This window comes from Micromonospora sp. NPDC049049 (genome assembly GCF_040649115.1).
In the GTDB taxonomy this organism is placed as follows: Bacteria; Actinomycetota; Actinomycetes; order Mycobacteriales; family Micromonosporaceae; genus Micromonospora.
This window is the reverse complement of record NZ_JBEZEX010000001.1, coordinates 361,487-378,324: the sequence shown is the minus strand read 5'-3', so window position 1 is coordinate 378,324 and position 16,838 is coordinate 361,487. Positions and strand designations below refer to the sequence as shown.

The 16,838-nt window shown below is 72.4% G+C and carries 15 protein-coding genes; 5 read left to right on the top strand and 10 right to left on the bottom strand.

The genetic code is table 11. The features are described from left to right. Positions 1–28 precede the first annotated feature (28 nt). From AB0B68_RS01800 to AB0B68_RS01775, 6 genes are all read right to left on the bottom strand, one after another. Complete coding sequence (locus AB0B68_RS01800) at positions 29–517, bottom strand: helix-turn-helix transcriptional regulator (protein WP_357196460.1); 489 nt, start codon at positions 515–517, stop codon at positions 29–31. Between the two features lie 628 nt (positions 518–1,145). After that, the gene (gene hemB / locus AB0B68_RS01795; RefSeq protein ID WP_355005749.1) at positions 1,146–2,129 is read right to left on the bottom strand and encodes a porphobilinogen synthase; all 984 of its coding nucleotides are present in this window, start codon (positions 2,127–2,129) and stop codon (positions 1,146–1,148) included. A gap of 20 nt (positions 2,130–2,149) precedes the next feature. Continuing rightward, positions 2,150–3,730 carry a uroporphyrinogen-III synthase gene (locus AB0B68_RS01790; protein ID WP_355005750.1) on the bottom strand — a complete coding sequence of 527 codons (1,581 nt, stop codon included), beginning with the start codon at positions 3,728–3,730 and terminating at the stop codon, positions 2,150–2,152. Further along, complete coding sequence (gene hemC, locus AB0B68_RS01785) at positions 3,727–4,695, bottom strand: hydroxymethylbilane synthase (protein ID WP_355005751.1); 969 nt, start codon at positions 4,693–4,695, stop codon at positions 3,727–3,729. Before hemC ends, AB0B68_RS01790 begins: the two co-directional genes overlap by 4 nt. After that, positions 4,692–6,089 (bottom strand): glutamyl-tRNA reductase, encoded by a 1,398-nt coding sequence (locus AB0B68_RS01780; RefSeq protein ID WP_355005752.1) that lies wholly within the window; start codon positions 6,087–6,089, stop codon positions 4,692–4,694. The genes hemC and AB0B68_RS01780 overlap by 4 nt, the downstream gene beginning before the upstream one ends. Then, on the bottom strand, positions 6,086–6,856 hold the full coding sequence (locus AB0B68_RS01775; RefSeq protein ID WP_357197600.1) for a redox-sensing transcriptional repressor Rex: 771 nt from the start codon (positions 6,854–6,856) through the stop codon (positions 6,086–6,088). Before AB0B68_RS01775 ends, AB0B68_RS01780 begins: the two co-directional genes overlap by 4 nt. A 476-nt stretch (positions 6,857–7,332) precedes the next feature. Here AB0B68_RS01775 and AB0B68_RS01770 point away from each other — a divergent pair, with 476 nt between their 5' ends. Further along, a complete protein-coding gene (locus AB0B68_RS01770; protein WP_357257393.1) occupies positions 7,333–8,637 on the top strand; it encodes a sensor histidine kinase in 1,305 nt (434 codons plus the stop codon). Between the two features lie 215 nt (positions 8,638–8,852). After that, complete coding sequence (locus tag AB0B68_RS01765) at positions 8,853–9,506, top strand: response regulator transcription factor (RefSeq protein WP_030329744.1); 654 nt, start codon at positions 8,853–8,855, stop codon at positions 9,504–9,506. Here AB0B68_RS01765 and AB0B68_RS01760 read toward each other — a convergent pair. The 3 genes from AB0B68_RS01760 to AB0B68_RS01750 are packed head-to-tail and all read right to left on the bottom strand — an operon-like array spanning position 9,487 to position 12,021. After that, a complete protein-coding gene (locus tag AB0B68_RS01760; RefSeq protein ID WP_357257391.1) occupies positions 9,487–10,149 on the bottom strand; it encodes an HAD hydrolase-like protein in 663 nt (220 codons plus the stop codon). The two genes, AB0B68_RS01765 and AB0B68_RS01760, sit on opposite strands and share 20 nt — an antisense overlap. 20 nt (positions 10,150–10,169) lie before the next feature. Beyond that, complete coding sequence (locus tag AB0B68_RS01755; protein ID WP_030490173.1) at positions 10,170–10,424, bottom strand: glutaredoxin family protein; 255 nt, start codon at positions 10,422–10,424, stop codon at positions 10,170–10,172. Further along, a complete protein-coding gene (locus AB0B68_RS01750) occupies positions 10,414–12,021 on the bottom strand; it encodes an AMP-binding protein (RefSeq protein WP_357257389.1) in 1,608 nt (535 codons plus the stop codon). Before AB0B68_RS01750 ends, AB0B68_RS01755 begins: the two co-directional genes overlap by 11 nt. A gap of 587 nt (positions 12,022–12,608) precedes the next feature. Between AB0B68_RS01750 and AB0B68_RS01745 the strand changes: the two genes are divergently transcribed. The 3 genes from AB0B68_RS01745 (at position 12,609) to AB0B68_RS01735 (ending at position 15,720) form a co-directional block, all read left to right on the top strand. Next, positions 12,609–13,565 carry an ECF subfamily RNA polymerase sigma factor, BldN family gene (locus AB0B68_RS01745; protein WP_357197613.1) on the top strand — a complete coding sequence of 319 codons (957 nt, stop codon included), beginning with the start codon at positions 12,609–12,611 and terminating at the stop codon, positions 13,563–13,565. Positions 13,566–13,854: 289 nt separating this feature from the next. Beyond that, complete coding sequence (locus tag AB0B68_RS01740; protein ID WP_357257387.1) at positions 13,855–14,724, top strand: DUF5667 domain-containing protein; 870 nt, start codon at positions 13,855–13,857, stop codon at positions 14,722–14,724. 126 nt (positions 14,725–14,850) lie between these two features. After that, on the top strand, positions 14,851–15,720 hold the full coding sequence (locus AB0B68_RS01735; RefSeq protein ID WP_357257386.1) for an HAD-IB family hydrolase: 870 nt from the start codon (positions 14,851–14,853) through the stop codon (positions 15,718–15,720). 28 nt (positions 15,721–15,748) lie between these two features. Here AB0B68_RS01735 and AB0B68_RS01730 read toward each other — a convergent pair whose 3' ends face one another. Further along, positions 15,749–16,630, bottom strand: coding sequence for a lysophospholipid acyltransferase family protein (locus tag AB0B68_RS01730; protein WP_357197687.1), 882 nt, complete (start codon positions 16,628–16,630; stop codon positions 15,749–15,751). Positions 16,631–16,838: the final 208 nt, after the last annotated feature.

Sequence of the window (16,838 nt, the reverse complement as noted above, 5' to 3'; positions counted from 1 at the left end):
GGGCGGCGGGCCGTCGTCCGTCCCGCGGTCAGTCGTACCGCCAGCGCTGTGGCGGTGGTGGATCGCCGCGGTGCTTGGCTACCCGCACCTCCCATTGGCTACGCCGACGCATCGCGTCACGGACCTCCCGGTTGCGGTAGAACGTCTCGGGCGGGCGGGCCAGCCCATAGATGTCCGCCCACCACTCCCCCGGCTTCGGGTCGAGAATGGTGTCCAGGTGCGTCGGGTAGCGGCGCCCCGCACCGTCACGCGTGTCGTCCCAGTCCCGCATCGGCATGAGCACCCGGCCGAGGTCGTCGACGACGGCCAGCCGACACCCGGCGACGTCGATGATCCGGCAGAGCAGCTCGATGCTCGGAACAGTCCGACCGCCCTCGATGCGGCCGATGGTGGCGTGGTGCACCCCTGCCCGTCGGGCCAGCTCACGTTGGCTGAGGTCGGCGTGGCGACGGGCCGCCCGGACAATGCCAACGACCGGCCATAGGGTGTCGGAGGGCTCGCTCGGTAGGTCGTCCATGCCTCCACCGTCCCGGCTCGCCCCGTTTCTCGCAGTCCCGTTCGGCTGGCCTGTGGACAACGGAAGGACCTGTGGACAACGGGACAACCGTCATCATGGCGAGGGTGGCTTCCGCTCGGGCGACGAAGTCGTGGGCTTTGAGCAGCACGTCGTCCGCGCGACGGAGCGGGGAGGCAATCCCTGACCTATCCCCTTTGCTCTGCACCCTGATATGCGCCACCCCGCCGGCCCCTCTGAAGCGCGCCAGCAAGACGGGCCCTCTCATGCGCGCCACCAAGACGGGCCCTCTCGTGCGCCACCCCGGCACGCTCTATCCCTGCTGGTACGCGCCATCCTGGTCAGCGCCGGCCTAAGACCGTGGCTGGCGCATCCGCGGGTGCAGAGCAAAGGCAGCCGTGGAGACATCGGAGCCAGGGATCCGCACAGCCAGGAGCCGGTATCCGGCACAGTCAGGAGCCGGGATGCGCCGCAGTCAGGAGCCGGTATCCGCCGCAGTCAGGAGCCGGGATCCGGCCGACAAGAACTGGACCCCGCGCGAGCCAGGCCCCAGCGGTCACGGCCGCGTCAAGGCCCACCGTGCGCGTCACGATCGGCGCACGGCGGGACAGGATGGCCGCGGACGGGCCGCTCAGTAGCGCTGGCGGAGCAGGCCAGCGGCCTCGACGGCCCAGTAGGTGAGGATGACCTGCGCACCGGCCCGCTTGATCGAGGTGAGCGTCTCCAGCATCACCCGCTCGCGGTCGATCCAGCCGTTCGCGGCGGCCGCCTCGACCATCGCGTACTCACCGGAGACCTGGTAGGCGGCGACCGGGACGTCCACCGCGGCCCGCACCGCCGACACCACGTCGAGGTAGGGCAGCGCCGGCTTGACCATCACCAGGTCGGCGCCCTCGGCCACGTCCAACGCGACCTCGCGCAGCGACTCACGCAGATTGGCCGGGTCCTGCTGGTAGGTGCGCCGGTCGCCCTCCAGCGCCGACTCCACCGCCTCCCGGAACGGGCCGTAGAAGGCGGAGGCGTACTTCACCGCGTACGCCAGCACGGAGACGTCCTGGTGCCCGGCGGCGTCGAGGGCCCGGCGTACCACGCCGACCTGGCCGTCCATCATCCCGGACGGTCCGACCATGCCGACCCCGGCGGCGGCCTGGGCCACCGCCATGTCGGCGTACGCGGCCAGGGTCGAGTCGTTGTCGACCTCACCGTCGGGGGTGAGCAGCCCACAGTGCCCGTGCGAGGTGAACTCGTCGAGGCACAGGTCACTCATCACCACTGTGGCGTCGCCCACCTCGGCCACCACGTCGCGGATGGCGACGTTGAGGATGCCGTTCGGGTCGATGCCGCCGGAGCCGGTCGGGTCCCGCTGCTCCGGCACGCCGAAGAGCATGATCCCGCCGACACCGGCCTGGACCGCCTCGGCCGCCGCCTTGCGGAGCGAGTCCCGGGAGTGCTGGAGCACCCCCGGGAGCGACCCGATGGCGCGGGGCTCGGTCAGCCCCTCCTTCACGAACATCGGCACGACCAGCTCGGCCGGGTCGACCCGGGTCTCTGACACCAGCCGGCGGACCGCCGGGTTGCGGCGCAGCCGGCGGGGCCGGATCTCGGGGTACGACATGGCGGGCCCTCCTCGAACGACTACCGGAAGCGCAGAGCGGTCGGGCCCTGCACCTTCGAGCCACGGCGCTGCTTGGCCGGCATGGCGGCCAGCTTCTCCCGCAGTTCGACGGCGTAGGCGGCAAGCGCCTCCACCAGGTCGGGCACCGAGGCGTGCGGCGGCTGGACGTCGACGCGCAGGCCGAACTCCGTCGCGGTCTCCGCCGTCTTGGGCCCAATGACGGCAACAACGGTCCGGGCGTGCGGCTTCCCGGCGATGCCGACCAGGTTGCGCACGGTGGAGGACGAGGTGAAGAGCACCGCGTCGAACCCGCCCGACTTGATCGCGTCGCGGATCTCGGCGGGCGGCGGAGCGGCCCGCACCGTCCGGTACGCGGTCACGTCGTCGACCTCCCAGCCGCGCTCGGTGAGCCCGGCGGCGAGCGTCTCGGTGGCGATGTCGGCGCGCGGCAGCAGCACCCGGCCCACCGGGTCGAGGATCTCGTCGTGCGGCGAGAACTCGGCCAGCAGGCCCTCCGAGGACTGCTCCCCGGCGGGGATCAGCTCCGGCTGGATGCCGAACGCGCGGACCGAATCCGCGGTGGCCTCACCGATGCAGGCGATCTTGACGCCGCCGAAGTGCCGGGCGTCGAGGCCGTGCTCGGCGAACTTCTCCCAGACCGCGCGGACCGCGTTCACCGACGTGAAGATCACCCAGGCGTACCGGCCGTCGACCAGGCCCTTGACCGCCCGCTCCATCTGCGCCGGGGTACGCGGCGGCTCGACCGCGATGGTCGGCACCTCACACGGGATGGCCCCGTACGCGCGCAGCCGGGCGCTCATCGCGCCGGCCTGCTCCTTGGTCCGGGGTACGAGCACCTTCCAGCCGTACAGCGGGCGGTTCTCCCACCAGCTCAGCTTGTCGCGCTGCCCCACGCCCACACCGACGGTGAGCACCACCCGGCCGGTGAAGCCGAGCGCGGCGGCCACGAAGCTGTCCACTGTCGACGTGGTCGTGTACTGGGTCTCGCCGGTGCCGTCGCCGGTCACGCCGACGCCGGTGGTGCCGTCGACCCCGGCGGCGAGCAGCCCGTCCCGGACGGCGGCGAGGTCACCGGCGTCCACGGCGAGCGCGAGCGAACCCCGGCCGACGGCCGTGGCCAGCGCCTCGAAGTCCAGCACGCTGACGTCCTCGACGTCGGCGGCCGTACGCACACCCGGCAGCGGGACCCCGGCGTAGGTGGCCACACCCTCGGCCTGGCCGACGCCGGGCACCACCTCGAAGTGGGCGGCGGTGCGGGCCACCGCCTGCACCTCCTTGACCACCGAGTCGTGCCCGAACGGGTCGCCGGCGACCAGGTGCACCGCGTTCAGCCCGGAGCGGGCCGCGGAGATGAGCACCTTCGCCACGTCCCCCGGCGCGCCCTCGGCCGGGGTGAATTCGGCATCAGCGGAGGCCTCGGCGCGCACGACGGCGAGCAACGACTCCGGGACTCCCCGGTCGTAGATCACCTGGTCGGCGTCGACCAGGGCGTCGTGGGCCCGACGGGTCAGCAGGCCCGGGTCACCGGGGCCAGCCCCGACGAACGCGATACGGCCGACGGGCTTACGGGTGCGGGTCATTCTGTGCTCCCAAATTGCTGGGTCCCCGGGCCGGTGTGTCCTTCGTGGCCGAGGATCGAGTCGGCGCCGAGGTCGAGGAGTTCGGCGGCGAGTGCCTTACCGATCTCCGCCGCGTCGGCGGGCGTTCCGGTGCGGGACAGCCGGAGGTCACGAGTGCCGTCCGGGCTGATCACCGCCCCGCGCAGGTAGATCTCATCGCCGGTCTCGCCTTCGGCGAGTTCGGCATAGGCGGCGACGGGTGCGCTGCACCCGGCCTCCAGGGTTGCCAGAAACGCACGTTCCGCGGTGACCGCGGAACGCGACGGTGCGTGGTCGAGCACGGCGAGCAGCTCGACCAGGTCCCGGTCGTCGACCCGGCACTCCACGGCCAACGCGCCCTGAGCGGGAGCGGGCAGCATGAGCATCGGGTCCAGCGACTCGGTGATCACGTCGAGTCGGCCAAGTCGGGCCAGACCGGCCCGTGCCAGGACGACGGCGTCGAGATCGGCTTCGGGGCCGAGCACCCGCCCCAGGCGGGTGTCGACGTTGCCGCGGATCGGGGTGACCTCCAGTTGCAGGCCGAGGGCGTGCAACTGGGCGATCCGACGCAGCGCGCCGGTGCCCACAGTGGCCCCGGGCGGCAACTCGGCGAGCGTTCGGCCTTCGCGGGCCACCAATGCGTCGCGCGGGTCCTGCCGGGCTGGCACCGCCGCGATGTGCAGCCCACCGGCGGCGGCCGTGGGCAGGTCCTTGTACGAGTGCACAGCGAAGTCGATCGTCCCGGCGGTCAGCGCGTCGCGCAGTGCGGAGACGAACACCCCGACGCCCAGCCGGTGCACCGGCGCGTTGGAGCGGTCGCCTGCGGTGACCACCTCGACCAGTTCGACGGGGCGACCGGTGGCGACGGTCAACGCCTCGGCGACCTGGCCGGACTGGGCCATCGCCAGGGCGCTGCCCCGGGTGCCGAGGCGCAGTGGGGCGGTCATCGCGCACCTCCGCTGGGTGGGGTGGGCTCGGCGGCGTCGGCTCCGGACAACGGGTCGGTGCCGGGGAGCGCCATGCCGAGGTCGGGGGTCAGCACGTCCGGGACGGTGTCCACCGGCGAGGTCTGCGGCACCTCGAGGTCGAACAGCTCGCGCAGCAGTGCCGCGTACTGGTCGCCGCCGGGCTCCGCGGCCAACTGGCGAACCTTCACGGTGGGCTGGTGCAGCAGCCGCTGCACGACCCGGTGCACAGTGCGGGCCACCTCGGCCCGCAGGTCGTCGCCGAGGTCGGGGCGACGCTGGGCCAGTCGGCGCAGCTCGGCGGTGACCACGTCGTCGGCCCGGCCGCGCAGCGCGGCCACTGTGGGTGCCACGTCGGCGCCGCGCAGCCAGGTGAGGAAGCCCTCCACCTCGCCGAGGACGATGCGTTCGACGGCTGCGGCGTCGGCAGCCGCCGGGCCGTCGGCGAGCAGCGCCGCCATCCGGTCGATGTCGATCACCTCGACGCCGGGCAGCTCGGCGACGCCCTCCTCGACGTCGCGCGGAACGGCAAGGTCGAGCAGGACCAGCGGGCCTCGGGACCTGTCGCGTTCGGCCAGCGCCGCGGTGACCACGGACCGGGTGAGGACCGGTTCGGTGGACGCGGTGGCGGCCACTACGATGTCCACTGTGGAGAGGGTGTCGGCCAGCTCGGTCATCGGCGCGGCACTCGCCCCGTACGACTCGGCGAGCCGGACGGCCCGGTCAGCGCCCCGGTTGCTGACGGTGAGCGGCCCGGCGCCCAGCCGGGACAGCGTGGCCACCCCGAGCGAACCCATCGCACCGGCGCCGACCACCAGGGCCGGGTGGCCGACGAGGTCGCCGTCGAGGTGCCCGGCGGCCAGCTCCAGGGCGGCGGTGACGACGCTCTGGCCGGCCCGGTCGATGCCGGTCTCGGCGTGGGCCCGCTTGCCGACCCGCAAGGCCTGCTGCATCAGCTCGTGCAGCAGCCGGCCGGCCGAGTCGGCGCCGGTGGCCCAGTGGTACGCGTCACGCAGCTGGCCGAGGATCTGCGCCTCGCCCACCACCATCGAGTCCAGACCGGTGGCGACCCGGAAGACGTGGTCCACGGCCGCTGTGTCGTAGTGCACGTACAGGTGGCTGGCGAGCGCGGTCGGCGAGCTGCCGGCCTGCTCGGCCAGCACGGCGCAGACGTCGCCGAGCCCACCGTGGAAACCGGACACGGCGGCGTAGACCTCCACCCGGTTGCAGGTGGAGACGATCACCGCCTCGGCCACGTACGGCTGGGCGACCAGGCGGTCCAGTGTGCGGGTCAGGTCGGCGGGGGGCACGGCCAGCTGCTCCAGCGTGGCGACCGGGGCGGTCCGGTAGGACGCGCCGACGACGAGCAGTTTCACGTGCCTATCGCCTCCTGGGTATCGGTGGCCGCGAACCCGCCCGGCAGGGCCGTGAGAGCGGACCCGCCGGTGGCGGGCAGCGCGGTCAGCGACGCCTTGCGGTGCTCGTGGAAGGACAGAATCTGCAGCTCGATGGCGAGGTCGACCTTGCGCACGTCGACCCCCTCCGGAACCGAGAGTACGCACGGCGCGAAGTTGAGGATGCTCGTCACGCCGACGGCGACCAGTTGGTCGGCGACCTGCTGGGCGGCGGCGGCCGGGGTGGCGATCACGCCGATCGCGAGGGATTCCTCCGCGGCGACCGTCGGCAGGTCGTCAATATGCCTGACGACCAGGCCGTTGATCTCCTCACCGACCCGTGAGCGATCGGCGTCGAGCAGTGCGGCGATCCGGAAGCCCCGGCTGGCGAAGCCGTCGTAGCCGGCCAGAGCGTGACCGAGATTACCCACGCCGACCAGGGCGACCGCCCGACGTTGGGTGAGCCCGAGCACATACTCGATCTGCTCGATCAGCAGCGCGACGTCGTAGCCGACGCCCCGGGTGCCGTACGAGCCGAGGTGGGAAAGGTCCTTGCGGAGCTTGGCGGAGTTGACCCCGGCGGCGGCGGAGAGACCCTCGCTGGAGACCGTCTCGTGCCCGGTGTCGGCGAGGTTGTGCAGCGCGCGCAGGTACTCCGGGAGCCGAGCGACGGTCGCCTCGGGCAGATCCGGGAGCGCCGGTACGGCACCGGCGCGGCCGGGCGCGCCTGGGTGACGGTGCTGACTCATGAGACTCCGTGCGGTGCGATCCTCGGCCAACTCCGCTGGTCGGCCGTTTGTGGACTCCCGCTGGCGACCGAGATTGCCGGCTGTGCTAGCAGGGCGCGTCGGAGTCACAGCGTAGGCGCTTGTGAAGACGTGCACAAATCGCGATCTTGTCGCTGCGTGGCGCGACCTCACCAGCCCCTCCATTCCACAAGATCGATTGAACGGCCTGGTCCGCTCACCGCCCGGGCGATTATTGCTCAATCCCGACTTCTCTGACCAATCCCGCGCCGGCCCCACCGCCACGTCCCGCGATCTTGCACTTACTGCTCTCGCTTCTCGCCCATTCAAGGGCAATTCACCAACACAAACTGCAAGATCGACGCCGTAGGGCGGGTGGGGTGGGGTGGGGTCGGGTGGGGTGGGGTGGGGGTAGCACTACGGCGGAGAGGCGGGGTTTCGGGATGGGTCCGGCGAGGCCACATGCCTAGCCTTTGGGCATGACCGCCGTTGCCGCCGCCAGCGACCGACCGACGCTGGCACCGAGCATTCCCCGCCAGCTCTTCGTCGACTCCGGGTACGTGCTGCTCGGCCTGCCCCTGGGGCTGACCAGCTTCATCGTCCTCGTCGTCGGCCTGTCGGTGGGCGTCGGCCTGGTCGTCACGGTGATCGGCCTGCCGATCCTCAGCGGCACCCTGTACGCCGCCCGTGGCCTGGCCGACATCGAGCGGCTGCGGATGGCCGCGGTGCTCCGGCAGCCCCGGATCCGGCCGAACTACCGGCTGCCCGAGGCGGGCGCGAACGCCTGGCGCCGGATCTTCGTGCCGATCCGGGACGCCCAGTCCTGGCTCGACCTGGCGCACGGCATCCTGCGGTTGATCGCGGCGGTGGGCACCTTCGTGGTCACGTTGTCGTGGTGGGCCGCGGCAATCGCCGGCTCGCTCTACTGGGCGTACGACTGGGCCATCCCCCACCCGTCCGGTGAGGGTGACCAGGATCTGGCGCAGCTCCTCGGCCTGGGCGACTCGACCACCGCCCGGATCGGGCTGAACACCGCGCTCGGGGTGTTCTTCCTGATCACCCTGCCGATCGTGGTGCGGGGCTGCGCACTGCTCCAGGCGAGTTTCGCCAAGGCCATGCTGACCGGGGTGGCCGAGATGCGCGACCGGATCACAGTGCTGGAGGAGCAGAAGCGGGCCGCCGTGTCCGCTGAGGCCTCCGCGCTGCGCCGGTTGGAGCGTGACATCCACGACGGTCCCCAGCAGCGCCTGGTCCGGCTGGCGATGGACCTCAGCCGGGCCCGGATGCAGCTCGCCTCGGACCCGGACGCGGCCGGCCGGACCATCGACGAGGCGGTCAGCCAGACCCGGGACACGCTTGCCGAGCTGCGGGCGTTGTCCCGGGGCATCGCCCCGCCGATCCTTGTCGACCGGGGCCTGCCCAGCGCCCTGGCCGCGATCGCCGCCCGCGGGCTGATCCCGATCGAGCTCCAGGTGGACCCGCAGCTCGGCACCCCGGCCGGGCGGCTCGACCCGGCGGTGGAGAACACCGCGTACTTCGTGGTGTCCGAGGCGCTGACCAACGTCGCCAAGCACAGCCGGGCCACCGAGGCCACCGTGACGGTGACCCGGCGGGGCTCCCACCTGCAGGTGTGGGTGGGCGACGACGGGCAGGGCGGCGCGCACCTGGCGAAGGGGCACGGGTTGGCCGGCATCGCCGACCGGGTCCGGGCCGCGGGTGGCGAACTGATGGTGGCCAGCCCGACCGGAGGCCCCACCGAGATCCGCGCCGAGCTTCCCCTGTGAGCGCGAGGAGTGAGCGGGGTTTGCGAGCCCCGCAGTCGCGAACCAAGAAGATGCTGTGAGCGCGAGGAGTGAGCGGGGTTTGCGAGCCCCGCAGTCGCGAACCAAGAAGATGCTGTGAGCGCGAGGAGTGAGCCGGGTTTGCGAGCGAACCAAGAAGATGCCGTGAGCCGCCGGAAGCCGCCGCGATGGTGAGCGACGTGGTAGACACCACAGCCATGCGCATCGTGATCGCCGACGACGCCGTCCTGCTCCGGGAGGGGTTGGTCCGGCTGCTGACCGAGAGTGGGCACCAGGTGGTGGCCGCCGTCGGGGACGGTGACGCCCTGGTCGAGGCGGTGGTCGAGCACCGGCCCGACGTGTCGATCGTTGACGTCCGGATGCCCCCGTCGCACACCGACGAGGGGCTGCGGGCTGCGGTGGAGGCGCGCAGGTTGGTGCCGCGTACGCCGATCCTGGTGCTCTCCCAGTACGTCGAGGTCTCGTACGCCGATGATCTGCTCGCGACCACCGGCGGCGCCGGCGGCGGGATCGGCTACCTGCTGAAGGACCGGGTGGCCGCGATCGACGAGTTCCTGGACGCGCTGCGCCGGGTGGCGGGCGGCGGCACGGTGCTCGACCCGGAGGTGGTCGGTCAGCTCTTCGCCCGACGCCGCCGTGACGACCCGCTGCGGGAGCTGACCCCCCGCGAACGCGAGGTGCTCGCCCTGATGGCCGAGGGACGTTCGAACACCGCGATCGCGCGCGCCCTGGTGGTCAGCGACGGCGCGGTGGAGAAGCATGTGCGCAACATCTTCACCAAGCTCACCCTGCCACCGGACACCGAACAGCACCGGCGGGTGCTGGCCGTCCTCACCTACCTGCGGAACTGACCTCCCGGGCCAGGGCCACCGCGTCGGTGAGGGTGTCGGCGACCGGGTGACCGGAGGCGCGCAGCCGGCCCGGGTCGGTGAACCCGCCGGTGTAGAGCACGGCACGGCCGCCGACCGCGAGCGCCGCGTCGGCGTCGTCGATGGAGTCGCCGATCAGCACCACCGAGGCGCCGTCCACGCCCAGTTCGGCCAGGTGCAGCTGGAGCGACTCGGCCTTGTAGCCGCCGCCGACCGTGGCCCGCAGCCCGTCAACGCGGGTGAAGTGGCTGGTCAGACCGTACGTGTGCACGGTCGGGACCAGTTCCTCGTGGAACCACATGGAGAGCAGGCTCTGGGTGCCCGGCCAGGAGGCCATCGCGCCGCGTGCGTCGGCGGCCAGCTCACAGGTGGTCAACCCGGTGCGGTACGCGTCGTGGAAGATCTTGTCCAGTCGACCGAACTCGTCGTCGTCCACTGCCTGCCCGAGCACGTCGGCGTAGTACTCGGCGATCGGCCTGCGGAACCGCACCCGGTGCTCGTCCAATGTGACAGTCGGCCCGCCCAGGCTCGCGAACACGACGTTGGTGGCGGACACCACCAGGCTGAGGTCGTTGAGCAGAGTGCCGTTCCAGTCCCAGACGAGGTGCGGGTGCGCGGAGGTCATCAGAGCACCATAGGTACCGGTCAGAGCTGCGGCGTGGTCAGGTCCCGCAGCAGCCGGTCCTCCTCGACCCGCCAGTAGCCGTGCTCCTTGCCGTCGAGCATGACCACCGGTAGCCGGTCCCCGTACTCCCGCTCCAGCCCCTCGTCGCCGGTGACGTCCCACTCGACCCACTTGTCGCCGGTGACCGCGACCACCCGGTCGAGCGCCGCCTTGGCGTCGTCGCACAGGTGGCAGCCGGGTCGGGTGATCAGGGCGAGTCGGGCGTCACTGGCCATCGGTTACCTCCGTGCGGTCGGTCGGCGGCGCCGACCGGAGTTGGGTCTTGCGTACCTTGCCGATCGCCGAGTGCGGCAGGGCGTCGACGAACTCGACACCGGTCGGGCACTTGAACCGGGCCAGGTTCCGTGCGCAGTGGGCGAGCAGTTCCTCGCTGGTCACCGGTCGGCCCTGCGCCGGCACCACGTACGCCCGCACAGTCTCGCCGGTCCGCGGGTGTGGCACACCCAGTACCGCCGACTCGACCACCCCGGGGTGCCCGGCGAGCACCAGCTCGACCTCGTGCGGGTACACGTTGAACCCGTTGACCAGGATCAGCTCGCCGAGCCGGTCGACCAGGAAGAGGTCACCGTCCTCGTCGGCGTACGCGATGTCACCGGTGCCCCACCAACCGTCGGCGTCCGGGCCACCCCGACCGTCGGGCCAGTAGCCGGTGAAGAGGTTCGGGCCGGACACCACGATCTGCCCCGGGTCGGTGCCCGGAGCCACGTCGGAGATGTCCAGCTCGTCGGGGTCGTCGTCGGGGACGGCCAGCCCGTCCCGCCACAGGTCCGTCCCGTCGGCGCCGACCAGGCGCAGCCGCACCCCGGGCAGCGGCCGGCCGATCGAACCCGGCTTGGCCACGCCGCCGACCAGGGTGGAGGTGAGCACCGGCGCGGTCTCGGTGAGGCCGTACCCGATGTGGACCTGATGCCCGGTGACCTCGGTGAAGCGCGCCGCGACAGCGGGTTCGAGCGGTGCCGCGCCGCAGACCGCCACCCGCACCGACGCGGTCGCCGCGCGGGCCGCGGCCGCGCCGGCCCAGGTCAGGAACATCGACGGTACGCCGACCAGCACGCTGACCCGGTGCCGCGCGACCTCGTCCAGCCCTGCCGTCGGGCCCGGCTCGTCGAGCAGCACACCCGTCGCGCCGTGGTGCACTACCGCGCCGAGCCCCGAGTTGAGCCCGTACGCGTGGAACAGCGGCAACGCCAGGAGAACGGTGTCGGTCGGCCCGACCACCGGCGGCTCGATCCCGTCGACCTGTTCGTGGTTGGCGAGCAGGGCCTGGTGCGAGAGCATCGCTCCCTTGGGTCGCCCCTCGGTGCCGGAGGTGTAGAGCAGAACAGCAAGGTCGGTGCCGCCACGTCGCGGGCGGGGTGCCGGTCCGGGCGGGTCGACGGTCGGTGGCGTGCCGTGCACCGAGGCGAGCGCGGGCAGTTCGGCGGCCACGTCGGCGACCAGGCCTCGAACGTGGTCGGTGGCGATGAGCACCGACGCGCCGGAGTCGGCGAGCACGTGCCGTAGCTCCGGGGCGGTGAGGCCGGGGTTGACCGGCACGGTGACCAGTCCGGCGCGGAGGGCGCCGAGCCAGGCGATCACGAAGTCCGGTGTGTTGGGCAACGCGATGGCGACGCGTGGCGGGGTACCGCCGGGGTCGGTGGGTGGCGCGGCGGCGGACAGGCCGCGGGCGGCGGCGTCCACAGCGGTGTCCAGTTCGGACCAGCTCACTGAGTGTTCACGCCAGTGCAGCGCGGGCCGGTCGGCGCTGTCGAGAGCCGCCCGGCGGACCCGGTCGGCGAGGTTCGGCGCGGGGCTTTCCGAGACGTCCTGCACGGTGATCGAGTCTGGCACAGCGGACCCCGGCGGGCCACGCCCGATGGTGGTGCGCCACGCCCGGAGGACGACACTGCGACAGTCCCATGTACGGGACTGTCCGGTGTGCCACCGGCGATCAGATCAGGTCCTGTCGATGGGACGTGCGACGCTGACCAAGGGCGGTTCGGCCGCCACCGTCCGGCCGGCCGGCGCGGTGGGTCAGCCGAACGGCCGGAAAGCCTCCGACCTGGGGATCCATCCTGGAACACCGAGCCGACGGAAAGTCAATCGCACACGACGGACAACCGGTCCGCCACCGGTGCGACGGAGCGGGAAATACTTCCGCCTTGTGTAACGGACTTGCCACGCGCGGGTGACGTTGGCCCTATCATCACTCGGGTCGGCTCACCCCATTTGCCGTGAGTCGACACCCCTCAGCCCGAGGAGGCCCCCGTGCCTGTGAGCGCATTGGACCAGCACCTCCACGGGAATTGCCGCGCGTCGGCAACTCCCGTGACCGTCCTGCCCGACCGGTCACCCGGCCGGTCCGCCCCGACGAGACCCAGACCGGCCCGCCCGGCGACCGACGGGACGGGGGCGACGCGATGACCACCTTCGGATACGCGGAACGTCCGGTCGGCCTGACCGGTCAACCCGCCCGCTCCCACGTCAACGAGCGGCCCGCGGCCCGTGCCCCGTCTGACGAACAGCACGGCGGCGTCGTGCGAGGTGACGGCGCGGCGCAGCGGATCCGCAGCCGGCCACACCACAACGAGCCACCGCCGCGACCCGCGGTGCCCGGTGGAAACGCGAAGCCGGCCGGCGGCCGGGTCGCCGTACCGCCGCGACCCACGATGCCTGTGCAGGGGCGTCGGGTAAGCGACACACCGGCGGTCACCACCGACCCGGCGGCGGGCGAGACAGCGGTGATCCCGGCGGTGCCGGCCACCACCGCGACCACTCCGACCGGTTTCCCGAGCCGCCCGGACCCGTCCGACCCGGCGACCGAGGTCTGGACGCTGATCGAGCGGGCCCAGGCCGGTGAGTCCGAGGCGTTCGGTCTGATCTACGACCGCTACGTGGACACCGTTTTCCGGTTCGTCTACTTCCGGGTAGGCAACCGGCAACTCGCCGAGGACCTCACCTCGGACACCTTCCTGCGCGCGCTCAAGCGGATCGGCAGCTTCACCTGGCAGGGCCGCGACCTCGGCGCCTGGCTGGTGACGATCGCCCGTAACCTCGTCGCGGACCACTTCAAGTCGGGCCGGTACCGGCTGGAGGTCACCACCGGCGACGTGCTCGACGCCGACCGGGAGGACCGGGGCCCGGAGGGCAGCCCGGAGGCGGCGGTGGTGGAGCACATCACCAACGTCGCGCTCCTCACCGCCGTCAAGCAGCTCAACCCGGAGCAGCAGGAGTGCATCGTGCTCCGCTTCCTCCAGGGCTTCTCGGTCGCCGAGACGGCCCGCGCGATGGGCAAGAACGAGGGAGCCATCAAGGCCCTCCAGTACCGCGCTGTCCGCGCCCTGGCCCGGCTGCTGCCCGACGGCTTCCAGCCGTAGTTTGTTACGGCGGGACCGACGGACGTCGATCAACGTCCGCGCAGCTCAGAGTCGGTCCCGCCCGGTGATGACCATCACTTTCTGTAATTTCCGCCCCGCCAGGCCCGTAACCCGTGCCCGGTCCGCCGCGTTTCTCCGGGTGCGACCGGTGGATGTCCCGGCAGGCCCGGGTCACCGAGGTCCGACCGGCATGCCGGCGGCACCTCACCTCCGTGGTGTCACACTGCCGCCCGGTCGCTGGCAACGACGGCGGCCGACCGGCCGTGACCAGCGAGAGGAGGTGCCTGCGGTGGACAACACCCTCTTCTCCCGCCGGCGCGCGGAGCGCTTCGCGCAGCTTCTCGACGAGGCCAACGGCGCTCGACGACACCACGTGCGATCCCGGGTGGACGGCCAACTGGCGCCGCTCGTCGCAGTGGGTCAGCGGCTCAGCGTCGACCCCCCGGCTGTCGAGGTGGACCAGGATTTCCGTACCGGCCTGCGGGCGATGCTGCTCGCAACCGCCGAGCGGGAAGGGCTGGGCAACACGCCGGCGACGGTCAGCGAACCGGCCGCCACCACCACCCGCGGGCGGCTGCTGCCGGCGGTCACCGCACGGCGGGCCCGAGCCCGGGGCGCGATCCTGGTCGGCATCGCCGCCGGGGCCATCGCCGTCTCCGGAATCTCCGCCGCCAGCGAGAACGCGGTGCCCGGTGACGCGCTGTACGGCATGAAGCGCTCCACCGAACGGGCACAGCTCGCCCTGGCCAGCTCCGACATCAGCAGAGGCCAACTCTTCCTGGACTTCGCCCGGACCAGAGTCGGCGAAGCCGCCAAGCTGCGCGGCGACCGGATCGGCTACAGCGCGGTCCTCGACGACATGGACGCCGACAGCCGGCAGGGAGTTCGCCTGCTGACCTCCGCCGCCGTGCAGCGGGCCGAGCCGGGCAGCCTGGACACTCTCAACACCTTCGTGTCGAGCCAGCGCCGGGCCGTACGCGGTCTGCTCGACGGGAGCACCCGGGTCGACCGGGAACGGACCCAGCGGTCGCTGGTGTTGCTGGACAGCATCCGGGAACGCTCGGACGACCTGCGCGCGGCGATCGCCTGCGGTCTGCCGGCACCGACCGCCAGCGACGCCCTCGGGCCGAACCCGAACACCTGCCCCGGGGCCCGCTGACCCGCGTCCCCATACCGCACGTCCGACCGGCCGCGCCACAGTTCGCTGTGTGCCCGGCCGGTCGCCCGTCTACGGCGGATACGCTCGCGGGGCAGCATCCGTCGTACCGGTGAGGAAGGGATTCGCGTGGCGCGCAGCCGTAAGGTGACGGTCAGCACCGACGCCGAGGGGCACACCGCAGCCTGGGCGGAGACCGACCTGGCCCCGGTCAGCGCACCCGATCCGAGCGCCGCGGCGTTCTTCGACGTGGACAACACGATGATGCAGGGCGCGTCGATCTACTGGTTCGCCCGTGGGCTCGCCTCCCGAAACTACGTGACGACCGCCGACCTGGCCCGATTCGCCTGGCAGCAGCTCCGCTTCCGGCTGCTGGCCCGGGAGCACGCCGGTGACATGTCACTGGCCAAGGAGGCCGCGCTGGCGTTCGTGCAGGGCTGGCGGGTCAACGAGGTCGAACACCTCGCCGAGGAGATCTTCGACGAGATGATGGCCCCCCGGATCTGGGCCGGCACCCACCAGCTCGCGCAGCGTCACCTGGACGGCGGTCAGCGGGTCTGGCTGGTCAGCGCCGCCCCCGTCGAGATCGGCCGGGTGATCGCCGCCCGGCTCGGCCTGACCGGTGCCATCGGCACTGTGGCCGAGGTGCTGGACGGGGCGTACACCGGACGGTTGGTGGGTGACCTGATGCACGGGCCGGCCAAGGCTGAGGCGGTCACCCAACTCGCCGCCGTGGAAGGGCTCGACCTGTCCCGCTGCGCGGCCTACAGCGATTCGGCGAACGACCTGCCGCTGCTCCGCGCGGTGGGCCGGGCCGTGGCCGTCAACCCGGACGGCACCCTGCTGCGGCAGGCCCGCCAGCACGGCTGGGAGGTGCGGGACTTCCGCAGCGGTCGCCGGGCTGTGAAGATCGCCGTACCGTCGACGGCGGCCGCCGGGCTGGTCGCGGGCGCGGTCACCGCCGGCCTGGCCCTCCAGCGCCGCCGCCGAGCCGGCTGACCTCACGCGACACGTCGCGCCGGCTGGTTCAGGGGCCGAACGGGTCGGGGCGTCGCTCCAGCAGCGTGTGCAGGGTCTGCTGGATGGTCTCCCGCACCTGGTCGGCGAGGTTGAAGACCACCAGCGGGTCGTCCGCCGAGTCGGTCAGGTGGGCGGTGGGGATCGGCGGGCAGAACTCGATCAGCCACTTGCTGGGTAGCGGCACCATGCCCAGCGGGCCGAGCAGCGGGAACGTCGGCGTGACCGGGAAGTAGGGCAGCTTCAGCAGCCGCGCCAGGGGCTTGATGTCGGCGAGCATCGGGTAGATCTCCTCGCCGCCGACGATGGCGACGGGCACGATCGGGGTGCCGGTACGCAGCGCCGCCGAGACGAACCCGCCCCGCCCGAAGCGTTGCAGCTTGTACCGGTCGGCGTAGAGCTTGCCAATGCCCTTGAAGCCCTCGGGGAACACACCGACCAGATCGCCGCCGCTGAGCAGCCGCTCGGCGTCCGGGTTGCAGGCCACGGTGCCGCCGGTCTTGCGGGCCAACTCGGAGACCACCGGCATCCGGAAGACCAGGTCGGCGCCGAGCAGCCGCAGGTAGCGGTGGGCGGGATGCTTGTCGTGCAGCGCCGCCGAGAGGATCAGGGCGTCCAGTGCCACAGTTCCGGAGTGGTTGCCGACCACCAGCGCGGGCCCGTCCACCGGGACGTGCTCCACCCCACTGACCTCGGTGCGGAACCAGTCGCGGTAGAGCAGCCGCAGCAGCGGGTGGAAGACCGCGTCGGTCAGCTCCGAGTCGAACCCGAACTCGTCGACCTCGTAGTCACCGGAGAGCCGCCGGCGCAGGAACGCCAACCCGTTCGCGACCTTGCGGTCCCAGTGGTCCCCGGGCCGGTCCGACACCGCCGACTCGGTGCCGCCGGACAACCCGCCGCCGACCCCGTCGGCCGGGGCTGGGGCCGGCGGTGCGGCCGGAGCCGGGGCCGGCGGTGTACTGGGGGTCGGGGGTGCGGTCGAGGCCGGCGGCGCGGCCGGGGTCGGCGCGGCCTGCGCGGCCGGTCGGTGCCCGTTGCGCCGCGCCGGCTCCGCGTCCGGAGCGGTCACCCGCTCGGGTACGTCGAAACGCCCGACCGAC

Coding starts and splice junctions, on each gene's coding strand:
- AB0B68_RS01800 (WP_357196460.1), bottom strand. CDS start 517: ATGGACGACCTACCGAGCGAGCCCTCCGACACCCTATGGCCGGTCGTT.
- hemB (WP_355005749.1), bottom strand. CDS start 2,129: ATGTCGTACCCCGAGATCCGGCCCCGCCGGCTGCGCCGCAACCCGGCG.
- AB0B68_RS01790 (WP_355005750.1), bottom strand. CDS start 3,730: ATGACCCGCACCCGTAAGCCCGTCGGCCGTATCGCGTTCGTCGGGGCT.
- hemC (WP_355005751.1), bottom strand. CDS start 4,695: ATGACCGCCCCACTGCGCCTCGGCACCCGGGGCAGCGCCCTGGCGATG.
- AB0B68_RS01775 (WP_357197600.1), bottom strand. CDS start 6,856: ATGAGTCAGCACCGTCACCCAGGCGCGCCCGGCCGCGCCGGTGCCGTA.
- AB0B68_RS01770 (WP_357257393.1), top strand. CDS start 7,333: ATGACCGCCGTTGCCGCCGCCAGCGACCGACCGACGCTGGCACCGAGC.
- AB0B68_RS01765 (WP_030329744.1), top strand. CDS start 8,853: ATGCGCATCGTGATCGCCGACGACGCCGTCCTGCTCCGGGAGGGGTTG.
- AB0B68_RS01760 (WP_357257391.1), bottom strand. CDS start 10,149: ATGACCTCCGCGCACCCGCACCTCGTCTGGGACTGGAACGGCACTCTG.
- AB0B68_RS01755 (WP_030490173.1), bottom strand. CDS start 10,424: ATGGCCAGTGACGCCCGACTCGCCCTGATCACCCGACCCGGCTGCCAC.
- AB0B68_RS01745 (WP_357197613.1), top strand. CDS start 12,609: ATGACCACCTTCGGATACGCGGAACGTCCGGTCGGCCTGACCGGTCAA.